At 37.4% G+C, this 14,066-nt stretch carries 12 protein-coding genes; 8 read left to right on the top strand and 4 right to left on the bottom strand.

Going from position 1 to position 14,066, the window contains the following annotated elements:
* The first annotated feature begins 1 nt into the window (after position 1).
* The 8 genes from ACFX4W_RS11710 to spo0A all read left to right on the top strand — a co-directional run bounded on the left by ACFX4W_RS11710 (position 2) and on the right by spo0A (position 9,011).
* Complete coding sequence (locus tag ACFX4W_RS11710; RefSeq protein ID WP_013059140.1) at positions 2 to 235, top strand: exodeoxyribonuclease VII small subunit; 234 nt, start codon at positions 2 to 4, stop codon at positions 233 to 235.
* Complete coding sequence (locus tag ACFX4W_RS11705) at positions 235 to 1,131, top strand: polyprenyl synthetase family protein (RefSeq protein ID WP_013059139.1); 897 nt, start codon at positions 235 to 237, stop codon at positions 1,129 to 1,131. The genes ACFX4W_RS11710 and ACFX4W_RS11705 overlap by 1 nt, the downstream gene beginning before the upstream one ends.
* A gap of 320 nt (positions 1,132 to 1,451) precedes the next feature.
* Positions 1,452 to 3,353 carry a 1-deoxy-D-xylulose-5-phosphate synthase gene (dxs, locus tag ACFX4W_RS11700; protein WP_013059138.1) on the top strand — a complete coding sequence of 634 codons (1,902 nt, stop codon included), beginning with the start codon at positions 1,452 to 1,454 and terminating at the stop codon, positions 3,351 to 3,353.
* Complete coding sequence (locus ACFX4W_RS11695; RefSeq protein WP_013084988.1) at positions 3,350 to 4,177, top strand: TlyA family RNA methyltransferase; 828 nt, start codon at positions 3,350 to 3,352, stop codon at positions 4,175 to 4,177. Before dxs ends, ACFX4W_RS11695 begins: the two co-directional genes overlap by 4 nt.
* A gap of 161 nt (positions 4,178 to 4,338) precedes the next feature.
* Positions 4,339 to 4,788: a transcriptional regulator AhrC/ArgR gene (gene ahrC, locus ACFX4W_RS11690; protein ID WP_013059136.1), complete on the top strand. Its 450-nt coding sequence runs from the start codon at positions 4,339 to 4,341 to the stop codon at positions 4,786 to 4,788.
* Positions 4,789 to 4,804: 16 nt separating this feature from the next.
* Positions 4,805 to 6,532, top strand: coding sequence for a DNA repair protein RecN (gene recN, locus ACFX4W_RS11685; RefSeq protein ID WP_028410663.1), 1,728 nt, complete (start codon positions 4,805 to 4,807; stop codon positions 6,530 to 6,532).
* A gap of 182 nt (positions 6,533 to 6,714) precedes the next feature.
* Complete coding sequence (spoIVB, locus tag ACFX4W_RS11680) at positions 6,715 to 7,995, top strand: SpoIVB peptidase (RefSeq protein ID WP_016765539.1); 1,281 nt, start codon at positions 6,715 to 6,717, stop codon at positions 7,993 to 7,995.
* 227 nt (positions 7,996 to 8,222) lie between these two features.
* Positions 8,223 to 9,011, top strand: coding sequence for a sporulation transcription factor Spo0A (gene spo0A / locus ACFX4W_RS11675; RefSeq protein ID WP_013084985.1), 789 nt, complete (start codon positions 8,223 to 8,225; stop codon positions 9,009 to 9,011).
* Positions 9,012 to 9,401: 390 nt separating this feature from the next.
* On the opposite strand, the gene ACFX4W_RS11670 is transcribed toward spo0A, so the two are convergent.
* The 4 genes from ACFX4W_RS11670 to ACFX4W_RS11655 form a co-directional block, all read right to left on the bottom strand.
* The gene (locus ACFX4W_RS11670) at positions 9,402 to 10,733 is read right to left on the bottom strand and encodes a peptide MFS transporter (RefSeq protein ID WP_013084983.1); all 1,332 of its coding nucleotides are present in this window, start codon (positions 10,731 to 10,733) and stop codon (positions 9,402 to 9,404) included.
* 505 nt (positions 10,734 to 11,238) lie between these two features.
* A complete protein-coding gene (locus tag ACFX4W_RS11665; protein WP_016764087.1) occupies positions 11,239 to 11,370 on the bottom strand; it encodes a YjcZ family sporulation protein in 132 nt (43 codons plus the stop codon).
* 260 nt (positions 11,371 to 11,630) lie between these two features.
* Entirely contained in the window at positions 11,631 to 11,843 is a 213-nt protein-coding gene (locus ACFX4W_RS11660) for a hypothetical protein (RefSeq protein WP_013083131.1), read from the bottom strand.
* Between the two features lie 89 nt (positions 11,844 to 11,932).
* A complete protein-coding gene (locus tag ACFX4W_RS11655; protein ID WP_377559412.1) occupies positions 11,933 to 14,020 on the bottom strand; it encodes a PAS domain S-box protein in 2,088 nt (695 codons plus the stop codon).
* Positions 14,021 to 14,066 lie beyond the last annotated feature (46 nt).

Below are 14,066 nucleotides of genomic sequence, written 5' to 3'. Positions count from 1 at the left end.
AATGGCGACAAATAAAGAGTATACGTTTGAAGAGGCGATGGAGCAGTTAGAAACCATCGTAAACAAGCTAGAAGAAGGCGACGTGCCTTTAGAAGAAGCAATTCAACAATTCCAAGAAGGAATGACTCTTTCAAAATTCTGTCACGATCGTCTTCAGCATATTGAAAAGCAAATGGAAACTATTTTACGTGAAGACGGAACGCTTGAGCCATTCTCGGTGCAGGAGGAAGAGTGATGGTGAATGAAATGAATTTAAAAGAGTATATTTCTTTTACAAAAGATCGAGTAGAAACACGCCTGCCTGAAGTGGTAAAAGCATTACATGCTCCGGTTAACTTAAAGGAATCCATGCTTTACTCGCTTACGGCAGGAGGAAAGCGACTTCGCCCAGTGCTGTTGTTTGCCACACTACATGCGTTTGGAAAAGACGAGAGCATGGGATTAGAAACAGCATGTGCAGTGGAAATGATTCATACATATTCTCTCATTCACGATGATTTACCTAGCATGGATGATGACGACTTAAGAAGAGGTAAACCAACGAATCACAAGGTGTACGGCGAAGCAACCGCTATATTAGCTGGGGATGCTCTTTTAACAAATAGCTTTCAGCTCATTTCTGAAGCGGCACATCCTGAGATTACATCACATATGAAGCTTCAGCTCATTACAGAACTGGTAAAAGCAAGCGGAACAGAAGGTATGATCAGCGGACAGGTTGCGGATATGGAAGGCGAAAAAAAGCAGCTCACGCTAGATGAGCTTGAATATATTCACCTTCACAAAACGGGGAAGCTGCTAGGGTTTTGTGTAAAAGCAGGAGCTATTCTTGCAAAAGCTACGCCTTTACAGCAAGAATTATTAGAAGAATTCAGTAAGCATGTAGGGTTAGCGTTTCAAATTCAAGATGATATCTTGGATGTGGAAGGGTCTGAAGAAAAATTAGGAAAGCCAATTGGCAGTGATACAGAAAATGAAAAAACGACATATCCTTCTTTATTAGGTATGGAAGCGGCCAAAGAAAAGTTACAGTATCATGTTGAACAAGCACTTCTCTCGTTACGTCAAGCTCAAATTAAGCACGGATTACTAGAAGAAATTTGTTTATATATAGCAAAACGTGATAGTTAATGACGATCTCTGTCAGGTTTTTTGAGTGATACAGTAAAATAAGATTGAGTCCCAATAGGGGCTATGCTATAATGATTTTACTACTGTATAAAAGCGTAGTGCATAGGTTTGAAAGACATATACAATATCTTGGTGGCCGTTATCACATTTGTGTTAGCGGCTATTTTTTCACTGTTTTCCTTTGAATATCGCTGGTTTACTGATAGAATATCAAAGGTATTGTAAGTAATAAGGAAATACTAAAAATTGACTATACGTATAAAACAATAGACAATGTATTAAGGTAACTTTATAACAAGTACGAAAGTGAGTGATCCACCTTGGATCTTACAACGATAAAAAATCCTGAGTTTTTAAAGAAAATGTCAGTAACACAATTAGAAGAACTAAGTGAAGAGATTCGTCGTTTTTTAATTACAAAGCTTTCTGCAACTGGCGGTCATATAGGGCCGAATTTGGGAGTTGTTGAGTTAACGCTTGCACTCCATAAAGTATTTGACAGCCCAAAAGATAAATTTTTATGGGACGTGGGGCATCAGTCGTATGTCCATAAAATTTTAACAGGACGAGCGGGAGAGTTTGATACAATCCGTCAATATAAAGGATTATGCGGTTTTCCAAAGCGTGACGAAAGTGAACATGATGTATGGGAAACGGGACATAGTTCTACATCTCTTTCAGCCGCAATGGGAATGGCTGCTGCAAGAGATTTGCAAAAAACAAAAGCTCATATTGTTCCCATCATTGGTGACGGAGCTTTAACAGGTGGTATGGCTCTTGAAGCGCTTAACCACATCGGGCACGAGCAAACGGATATGACCGTTATTTTAAATGACAATGAAATGTCTATCGCTCCTAACGTGGGAGCTGTACACAGTATTCTAGGACGTTTGCGCACGGCAGGCAAATACAACTGGGTAAAAGATGAGCTTGAAGTCTTGCTGAAAAAAGTGCCTGCAGTAGGCGGTAAGCTTGCGGCAACGGCAGAACGTGTAAAAGATGGTCTAAAGTATATGGTCGTGTCAGGCATGTTCTTTGAAGACCTTGGCTTTACGTATTTAGGCCCAGTTGATGGCCATAGCTATGATGATTTATTGGAAACGTTACAATATGCAAAGAAAACAAAAGGTCCCGTGCTGATTCACGTTATTACGAAAAAAGGGAAAGGCTACTTGCCGGCGGAAAGCGATAAAAGCGGAGCATGGCATGGTACAGGCCCTTACAAAATTGAATCCGGTGACTTTATTAAAGACAAAAATGTTCCGATTGCTTGGAGTAAACTAGTAAGTGATACGGTATTGAAGATGGCTAGGGAAGATGATCGCATTGTAGCCGTAACACCAGCAATGCCTGTGGGTTCAAAACTCGAAGCATTTCAAAAAGAGTTTCCGCATCGCATGTTTGATGTTGGGATTGCAGAGCAGCATGCAACAACAATGGCAGCAGGTCTTGCAACTCAAAATATGAAGCCCTTTTTAGCTATTTATTCTACGTTTTTACAGCGTGCATACGATCAAGTGGTTCATGATATTTGCCGTCAAAAGCTAAATGTATTTATTGGGATTGATCGCGCTGGGCTAGTAGGTGCTGATGGTGAAACGCATCAAGGCGTGTTTGATATTGCATTCTTACGTCATTTGCCTAACCTTGTTATTATGATGCCAAAAGACGAGAATGAAGGCCAGCACATGGTTCACACTGCTTTGACTTATGAAGAAGGTCCGATTGCTATGCGCTATGCCAGAGGAAACGGATTAGGTGTTGAACTAGATTCAGAATTGAAAAACATTCCGATCGGAACATGGGACGTATTAAAAGAAGGTTCAGATACAACCATTTTAACGTTTGGTACAACGATTTCAATGGCGATGGATGCAGCAGCAGAACTTGAGAAGCAAGGAATCAGCGTCAAAGTGGTAAATGCTCGTTTTATTAAACCGTTGGATGAAAAAATGCTTCATGAGATTTTCCAAACTAGTAAGCCTGTGATTACGGTAGAAGAAGCGGTACTTCAAGGCGGTTTTGGAAGCGCGGTGTTAGAGTTTGCATCAGAGCACGGCTATTATGATACGCGCGTTGAACGTATGGGGATTCCAGATCGCTTTATCGAGCACGGCAGCGTAACAAAACTTTTGGAAGAAATTGGCTTAACCAAAGAAGAGATTATAAATCGAGTTAAAAAACTCGTAACACCAACACAAAAGAGGCTTGAAGTTAAGTGACAAAAAAAGAACGAGTAGATGTATTATTAGTAGAACGAGGTTTGATTGAAACAAGAGAAAAAGCAAAGCGTACAGTGATGGCAGGACTCGTTTATGCGAATGAAGTCCGTTTGGATAAGCCGGGAGAGAAAATTGAACGCGATACGCCGCTGACAATTAAAGGTGCAGTGATGCCTTACGTCAGCAGAGGCGGCTTTAAGCTTGAAAAAGCGATTAAAGAATTTAATGTCCATGTAGCGGATAAAATCATGATTGATATTGGTTCTTCTACTGGAGGCTTTACCGATTGTGCGCTTCAAAATGGAGCGAAGATGTCCTATGCGCTAGACGTAGGCTATAATCAGCTAGCTTGGAAGCTTCGTCAAGATGAACGAGTAGAAGTAATGGAACGAACCAATTTCCGTTATGTGACGCCAGCTGATTTATCAAGAGGCTTGCCTGAATTCGCTTCTATTGATGTATCATTTATTTCCTTAAGACTCATTCTTCCTGTGTTAAAAACACTTCTTGTTCCACACAGCGATGTTGTTGCGCTCGTTAAGCCACAGTTTGAGGCTGGAAGAGAGCAAGTTGGGAAAAAAGGAATCGTGCGTGATTCAAAAGTGCATGAAGAAGTTCTTCAAGGCATGGTGGATTTCTCCCTTCGTCAAGGATACGATGTATATAACATGTCGTATTCACCGATAACGGGAGGAGATGGAAATATCGAATTTCTTCTCCACCTGCGCTGGAAAGGCGAGCGTGAACTTGGTGAAAATCAAGCTCCGCTTACTGTGAGCGAAGTAGTTGAAGAAGCACATAAGACGTTAAAAGAGAAAAAGTAATAATGGCCAATGTTAAGCAAAGACTTAGCATTGGCGATTTGATTATGACTCTTTATACAAAAGGTGCATAATCAAGTTGAACACATTATGATACTTAATTAGTGAAAGACTTATAAACAACAAAACAAAAAAAAGATTACATATTAATGTGAGGTGCCAACATGAATAAAGGGCAAAGACATATTAAAATTCGTGATATTATCACGAATAATGATATTGAAACACAGGATGAATTGGTAGATATTTTAAAAAACCAAGGTTTTAATGTAACACAGGCAACAATCTCTCGTGATATTAAAGAACTGCACTTAGTCAAAGTGCCTTTGATGGACGGTCGATACAAATACAGCTTGCCTGCAGATCAGCGTTTTAATCCCTTACAAAAGTTAAAGCGCTCTCTTATGGACGCATTTGTAAAAATTGATTCAGCGGGGCATATGTTGGTGATGAAAACATTACCGGGAAATGCAAATGCGATTGGCGCATTAATTGATCATTTGGATTGGGATGAAATATTAGGAACAATTTGTGGAGACGATACATGTTTGATTATTTGCCGTACTCCTGAAGATACGCAAATTATATCAGACCGATTCTTAGAAATGTTATAAAGGTGAGTGAAGCAGGTTGTTAGCTGAATTATCCATTAAAAACTTTGCGATTATTGATGAACTTTCTGTTTCATTTGAAAAAGGCTTAACGGTATTAACAGGCGAAACAGGAGCGGGGAAATCGATTATTATTGATGCCATTTCATTGTTAGTAGGTGGAAGAGGCTCTTCGGAGTTTGTACGCCACGGAACAGACAGAGCCGAAATTGAAGGACTTTTCTTATTTGATGAAGAACAGCATCCGAGTCACGAAAAAGCCAAACAAGTCGGTTTGGAAGTGGAAGATGGAATGATTGTGCTTCGCCGAGATATCACTACAAATGGGAAAAGTATTTGCCGCATCAACGGTAAGCTCGTAACGTTAGCTATCCTACGTGAAGTTGGACAGACGTTAATTGATATACATGGACAGCACGAGCACCAAGATTTAATGAATCAAGATCGTCACTTAACTCTTCTTGATCAATATGGAGGAGAAAAAGTAGAAGAGGCTTTGACGGAGTATCGAGAGGTATTTTCTAGGTATACATCGCTAAAAAAGCAGCTTGATCAATTAACTGAAAATGAACAGCAGATGGCACATCGCCTCGATCTTATTCAATTTCAATTAGATGAAATCAAAGCGGCAAATTTGCAGCTGAACGAAGACGAGGAACTAAATGAAGAGCGTTTGAAGATTTCTAACTTTGAAAAGATCTATACGTCGCTAAACGATGCGTACAATGCCCTGCACGGTGAACACCAAGGTTTAGATTGGGTCGGTGTAGCAATGAATCATACGGAGGATATTTCGTCACTGGAAAAAAACTATGCCGAAATTTCTGAGATCATTTCATCGAGCTTCTATCAGCTAGAAGACGCATCTTATAAAATTCGTCAGCAGCTTGATTTATTAGAATTTGATCCCAAACGCTTAGACTTTATTGAAGCGCGTTTAAATGAAATTAATCACTTAAAGCGTAAATACGGTCAAAGTGTAGATGAAATTCTAGAATATGCAGCGCAAATTGAAGATGAAATTGATCGTATTGAAAATCGAGATACGCATGTGAGCAAGATCAAAGAAGAGTTAAACAGTGTAGCACAGGATTTATTAGTAGAAGCTAATAACGTTTCAGCTATTCGAAAAAAACTTGCTCAGGAGTTAACGGACAGTATCCATCATGAGCTTCAAGAACTGTATATGGCTAAGACCGTATTTCAAATTAAATTCTCTGTTGTAAATGCAGGTAAAAATGACGTTGAAGTAAATGGAGAAAGAATAAAATTCACCAAAGACGGTATTGACAACGTAGAATTTTATATTTCTACCAATCCTGGTGAACCTTTAAAGCCTCTTGCAAAAGTAGCATCAGGAGGAGAACTGTCAAGAATTATGCTGGCGTTAAAAAGCATCTTCTCTAAGCATCAAGGCGTGACGTCCATTATCTTTGACGAAGTTGATACAGGCGTAAGTGGAAGAGTAGCTCAATCGATCGGTGAAAAAATACATGCTATTTCTGTTGATTCACAAGTTCTCTGTATATCTCATCTGCCTCAGGTAGCAGCGATGGCAGATACTCATCTCTTTATTGCTAAAGAGATAAAAGGTGATCGTACAACGACGTCTGTTCTTCCGTTAACTGTTGATGAAAAAGTAAAAGAAATTGGTCGAATGATTGCAGGAGCTGAAATTACAAGCTTAACGAAGGAACATGCCAAAGAGCTTTTAGATTTAGCGGATAAGATGAAGCACACCATTTAAAAAAACACCTTTTAACACGTAACAGTATGTGTTAAAGGTGTTTTTTTATACAAAATGGAGGAACTGAAAATGTTTCCTTGCACTTCTTTTCATTTTTCTCTGAACTTCTGTTATAAATGCGCTCTAAGAAGGCTAAATTAAATGTGTAGCCATTTAGGCGAGGAAGCGAGGAGAGTGAAAACATGCAAAATCGATACAGACATATAATTGGTGCGATTCTCCTTGTTTCGTTCATTTTTGTAGGATTTATTCCAGTTGTGCAACAATATATACACATTCCAAAACAAATCGTCTTATTTGAACAGCAAAAAGAAAAAATTAATACGACATTACCGCTTAGCGTAGAAGCTTCATCACCTGTTTACGATGTAACAAGTAACAAGGCGAAGCTGACCGTAGCAGGCAAACAAGTAGGCAAAGAAGAGTTGATGCTTCATTTGGCCGGTATTCCTGTAAAGCGTGTAGACGTGCAGGTATTATCTGATTTTAAAGTCATTCCAGGTGGACAATCAATCGGTGTGAAATTAAATTCAAAAGGTGTTCTTGTTGTAGGCTATCATCAAGTAGATACAGCAAAAGGTAAAAGATCTCCTGGCGAAATTGCGGGTATTCAAGTTGGAGATATGATTACGAAGATTAATGGTAAAACCATTGAAAAAATGAGTGATATTACACCGTTTATTCAGCAGGCAGGAAAAACGGGTGAACCATTAAATCTGCATATTTTAAGAGAAAAAAAGCAGTTTGACACTAAGCTATATCCGTTAAAAGATAAGCAAGATTATGCTTACAGAATCGGTTTATATATCCGTGATTCAGCTGCAGGAATTGGCACAATGACTTTTTATGATCCAAAATCTAAAAAATACGGCGCTTTAGGTCATGTTATTTCGGATATGGATACAAAAAAGCCAATCGTAGTAGAAGATGGACAAATTGTCCGTTCGACCGTTACATCAATTGAAAAAGGTTCTAACGGCGTTCCCGGCGAAAAGCTAGCAAGGTTTTCTGAAGATAGACAAATCATTGGAAATATTACACGAAATAGTCCTTTTGGTATTTTTGGAAAATTGTCTTCAACGATGGAAAATGGAATAATGGATAAAGCAATGCCAATTGCCCTATCTCATCAAGTAAAAGAAGGACCGGCTAAAATTCTAACGGTAGTAGATGATGATCAAGTAGAAGAATTTGATATTGAAATTATGAGTACTATACCTCAAAAGTTTCCGGCTACTAAAGGAATGGTTATTAAAATTACAGATCCTAAATTGCTAAAGAAAACAGGTGGAATTGTTCAAGGAATGAGCGGGAGCCCGATTATTCAAAACGGTAAAGTCGTTGGAGCGGTTACCCATGTTTTTGTAAATGATCCTACCTCGGGTTACGGTGTCCATATTGAATGGATGCTTAACGAAGCAGGAATCGATATTTATAAAAATAATCGAAAAAAAGCGAGCTAATGTTGTCATTAGTTCGCTTTTTTTGATAAAAATTATTGTCGTAAATGTAAGAGAAAAACGTCGAAAAACAAAGAAAATAAGAGAAAATCGAATAAATTCCATTTAAAAGACTTTTTTCTAAAAAAATAAAGGAAATAATGTTGCATTGTCGAATTTGTCCTTTAGAATAAAGAATAGAGACACGTAGGAAACGACGTATAACATAAAGGACTGAGGAGGAAGCTGCATTGAAAAAAATTAAAGTATGCTTGGTTGATGATAATCGGGAACTAATTGGTTTGCTTGAAGATTATATTTCAGAGCAAGAAGACATGGAAGTAATCGGAGTAGCTTACAATGGACAAGAGTGTTTATCCATTTTAAAAGATAAAGATCCGGATGTTCTTGTATTAGACATTATTATGCCGCATCTAGATGGATTAGCAGTTTTAGGTCAGTTAAAAGAAATGAAAAAAGAAAATTATCCAAATGTCATTATGCTAACAGCATTTGGGCAAGAAGACGTAACGAAAAAAGCGGTTGATTTAGGAGCTGCTTATTTTATTCTAAAGCCGTTTGATATGGAAAACTTAGTGAATCATATTCGTCAAGTTAGCGGACAAACATCTTCATTCATGCAACGTTCATCTTCTTCCATGCGTTCACATCGCGACAGCAAACCAGCAAATTTAGATGCAAGCATTACGAGCATTATTCACGAAATTGGTGTACCTGCTCATATCAAAGGCTATTTGTATTTGAGAGAAGCCATTTCAATGGTATATAAGGATATTGAGCTGCTTGGGTCGATTACAAAAGTACTGTATCCTGATATTGCAAAAAAATATAATACAACGGCAAGCCGCGTTGAGCGCGCCATTCGTCATGCCATTGAAGTAGCATGGAGCCGAGGAAACATTGATTCCATTTCTTCATTATTCGGGTATACTGTCAGCATGTCAAAAGCGAAGCCGACAAACAGTGAATTTATCGCCATGGTTGCGGATAAATTACGCCTTGAACATAAAGCGAGTTGAAAGGGATAGGACTGCTGGAATTACGGGGTTTTGAGTGAGCTGATACCTTTTGTAATACAGAGTACATGCCGATAAATCTTTGGAATTTACACTAGATAGTAAACTAAAAACCAATAAACTTTTTACTGCAGGGCCGATGAATTTTACTCATTCATTGGTCTTTTTATTTTGTTTTAAGAGGTGAAAATATTGAGGTTAATGGAACGTGCATCTTGTTTTTCTTCATATCCATAGTGGAGTATTTTATTGAAATAATTTATTTAATTGTTATGAGGGTTTTGTGTTTGAAAGAAGATTTAGAAGATGTATTGAAAAATTCATGTCCATATTTTAAATGGGATATAGATAAGTAAATTATAAAAAAGCAGCCTTCAGAAAAGGCTGCTTTTTTTAATCCATTAATTTAGCAATCGGTTTTGAAAGGAACAGAACAATAATTCCAAGTACAATTGTTACAGCTCCGATTAAGCTGAAGATATCGAAATAACCTAAAGACTGTGTATAAGATGCAAGAACACCCGCTAGCTTATTAGCGACAGCAGAGCTTGCCATCCATACGCCCATTAAAAGAGAAGCAAGCTTTAATGGAGCCAGTCTACTTACCATAGACAGCCCTACTGGCGAAATCATAAGCTCAGCTAGCGTGTGCAGGAAGTAAGTGAAAATCATGAACAGGATATTTACTTTTAAAGCTGGGTCATTACCAGTATACATAACGGCTGGAATTAAAATTAAGAATCCTAATCCCACTGTCACAAGTCCCATACCCATTTTTGTTGGCGTTTTGAAATCACCGCGTTTTGAATTTCCGAGCTTGTACCAAACTAGTGACATAATTGGTGCTAAAATCATGATAAACAGCGGATTCAATGATTGGAACCACTCTGTTGGAACCGTGAAACTACCTATTTGACGATTAATTTGATCTTGAGCATATAGCGTTAAAGAACTTCCGGCCTGTTCAAAAGCTGTCCAGAAAGCAATAACAACGAAGGCTAGAATAACGATAGCAACCGTTCTTTTCTTTTCTCGTGCTGACAGCGGAGCAGTTGATGTTTGAGATGCCGCTGCGTGAACTTTTCCTGTAGGCTCTTTCCCGATATCACCTAAGTAGCGATTAGCCAGTAGGTTAAATAAAATTTGTCCAACAACCATTCCGATAGCTGCTGTTAAAAATCCGTATTTGTAACTCATTAATCCAACAACTAACGGTGCGAAAAATGCACCAAAGTTAATACCCATATAAAAAATGGTAAAAGCACCGTCACGGCGAGGATCATTTTCTTCATAGAGATCTCCGACCAATGTGGAGATATTTGGTTTGAAAAATCCGTTTCCGATAATTAATAAAGCAAGTCCGATATACAAAGCGGCTACACTTTGATGAATGAAGATGGAAAAATTCCCGAGTGCCATAATCACACCGCCGATAGTGATGGCTAGCCTTCTTCCGAGGAAGCGGTCTGTTAAATATCCGCCAATCATCGGCGTAATGTAAACAGCACTAGTGAATGTTCCATATAAGCTCAGTGCAGTTGCTTTATCTACCCCTAGTCCACCTTGAGCAGCGGTAGCAGTTAAATAAAGAACCAGAATGGCTCTCATTCCATAATAACTAAATCTTTCCCATGCCTCAGTAGCGAATAATAAGTACAGTCCAGGAGGGTGTTTTTTCCTAGACCCATTTGGCTGCTGATTTTCGTGTTGTACAGCTGCTTGCATAATGAAGTCCCCCTAAATTTTTCTCATACTATTTAATTCTTTTGTTTGAATTAATCAAAAAATCAGAATATAAGTACTGGAATAAATATAATGTCTTTTTATTTTAGTAGAAAAACAATAATTTCGTCAATGAAATTATATGGAAANCTTTTTTACCTATTTAAACTATATGAAAATCATTTATGTTGATTTTCATACAAGTAAAATAATTCTTCAAGTCAGCTGATAAAAACTAGCGGCCTATGGAGTATTATTCGGTCTTACTATCAGTCCTGAGAAGCATTTTACAAAAATTACTTATAAGGAAAATTATAAATTCCAGACCATTTTTGAGGCTTAAATCTACTCTACCTCTTCATTTTTTTATTTTTTTAATCTATTAATTAAATTTTTTGTATGTTTTTTATGTACATGCACAACATTATTTTATTATAGTACTGCCCTTCTTATAAACATAAAAAAGCACGAATCTACTAAAATCTTTGTAAATCCGTGCTTTTTCTGTTTATTTCAAGCATGTACAACCAACGATAACTAATAAAACAAATAGTACAACGATTAATGCAAAACCGCCACCGTAACTACCGTAGCCGCCGTAGCCATAACCACCGCCGTAACCCCAGTTGTAAAATCCCATTTCACTTCACCTCCGTAGCCTGTTTACTCTATAGCATATGTACAGGCTAGAAAAAATGCTCGCCCATTTATCGCCCTTTTATGACGATAAAAAAAAGACTGAGACATAACGAAATCACTCCAATCAACCGCTAGAAGCAACCAGCTAGATTAAACCCATGTTCACCATAACAATAAAAAGATCCGAACGATGAATCGTTCGGATCTCCCTTCAACTAAAATACTTTTGTCACAGCCTCTTTTAAGATAACAAATATTAACTTATTTACTTTTAGAAGCTTGTTCTTTAAAGCGAAGTATGTAATACGGAACAATACAGATAACCGCCAAAACAAGAGCCGTTAAACTGACTATGCGGGGATTATTAAGCCCAAAAGAATAGTCTCCAAAAGATGCTCCAATCGCAATAATAGCAAAAATAATATACAGAATACGAAATATGTTAATCCACTTTTTCTGTTTAATCGTAACCACTCCTTTGCTTATTTTACTCCAACATAGAATATTATAACTTTACTAAACAACTTGTTGCAAAATTTCTTCTCCCTTTGACTGATTACCTTTTATTCTAACGGTAAACAAATTTCTACACTCGTCCCTTTGTTTACTTCACTTTCAATACTAAGAGTTCCTTTATGTTGTTGGATAATATTAAAGCAGATCATTAACCCTAACCCGATTCCGTCTTCTTTAATACTGTAAAATGGTTCACCTAAATGTTTGATGCGTTCTTTTGAAATTCCTACACCTTCATCAATAATTTGAATATGAATATGATTGTTGTCCTTTTTTCTCAGCTCAACTTTAATTTCTCCTCCGGAAGGCATTGCTTCAATCGCATTCTTAAGAATGTTTATGAACACCTGTTTCATTTGATTGCTTTCACAATATACAAAAGGCATTTCTCCATATGAGTTAAGTTCAATAAAGATGTTTTTCATGGTTGCTTGAGGCTGCAGCAATAAAATCACTTGTTGAATTAACAGCTGCAAATCAATCGACTGAAATGTTACGGCCTGTGGTTTTGCCACAGACATGAATTCCTCAGTAATCATTTCAATACGCTCAATTTCAGAGGATATAATGTTCATATAGGTTAACTCTTCTTTACTCGCTTTTTCAGTTAATAACTGCATAAACCCTTTGATGGCTGTTAAAGGATTTCTAATTTCATGAGCAATAGCCGTAGCAAGCTGCCCGACCGCTGCTAATTTCTCAGATTTCTGCAGCAGCTCTTCTGTTTTTAAGTACTCTGTTCTGTCTCTTGAAACAATAAGAAGCACTTTTTTGTTTTCTATATTGAACAACTTTCCACTATATTCCAGTTTTTTTATTTCGCCGGACTTAAACGTAAACTGTGATTGCAGCGTAAAAGAAAGATTTCCGTTGCGAATTTCTTCGACTGTTTTTTGAACAATGTCAGAATCTCTAGGTATGATATCGTGGCAAGGCATGGATAAAAGCTCTTCTCTCGTATATCCAAAGCGCTTACATCCAGCTTCATTTACTTCAACAAAACGAGAAGGAAAATGATCCGATCCTATTTCAAGTAAATAAATTGCGTCGTTTGCGTACTCAAATAACGTGCGATATTTCAACTCACTTTCTTTAAGCCTACGATGCAGCAAGTCAAGCTCTTCCTTTGCTTTTTTAGCTTCAGATATATCCACGCATACTCCAGACAAACCTACCAACTCATCTTTCCCATTAAAAATTGGAGAAATGGTGATGCGAAGGTCTACTAAACTTCCATCTTTACGAGCTCTTACAACTTCTACTCGATTGATTGCCTCTTTTTCAGCAACAGTCTTTTTTATATTCTCATGTACATCCTCACTAAAAGCTCCTGCTATATCGTAATATTTTTTTCCAATGACTTCATGGGATTTCCAGCCATATACTTTTTCATAAGCTTCATTAACTCGCAAGATTCGCCCTTCTAAATCAGTTATAATAACCGCATCCATGTGATGATTAATAAAAGACTCCAGCTGTTCTTTCGTATATTCTAGTTCTTTTTTCATTATTCTGACAAAAAAAGAATCTTCTTCATCCTTACATGAATCTGATCCAGCATAAGCAGCTTCTTCTGCTACAGCGTAAAATTTACGATAAAATTCTATCGTCGCTACAGCTACTCCCAGTCCGAGAATCCCGAACACTAAATATTCTATTTCGCTATAAAACGGCGACTGAATAGGTGTATTCCAGAAGTAATTTGTCAGTAAGATATGAACGATAAAATGAATAAAGAAACAAAGAAGAGATTGTTTTAATAAAGAAAACTGCTTTCTATATCGAATAAGAGGAAGGGAAAACAAAAAGGTAAAAATTAAAATTAAGATAGTCAGTAACCAATGACTTTCTAAATAGATACTGCACACGGCCATAGTGATACCTGCAACTGCACCGGCTCTATAACCAAAGTACAGAACGGTCAAAATAAGAGGAAGGAAACGTAAATCATATGTAATTTGTTGATACGTAACGCTATATACCATAAGAATAGCAGAAACAATACTTGCATAAATACCACTCATCCATTTGTATTTATGGGCTAGACGCTGTAACAAAAATATTCTTATCGCAATCATAATACTAACAAAAAACGAAAAAATACATAAGTTAACAAATAATCCGCTACTAATCACTCCTTCTATTCCTCCTTTACTTGTAAATATGCGTAAAATAATTCCC

The sequence above is a fragment of the Priestia sp. YIM B13489 genome, assembly GCF_042787645.1.
In the GTDB taxonomy this organism is placed as follows: Bacteria; Bacillota; Bacilli; order Bacillales; family Bacillaceae_H; genus Priestia; species Priestia megaterium.
The sequence above is the reverse complement of the archived record's forward strand: the minus strand, read 5'-3'. Positions and strand labels throughout refer to the sequence as shown.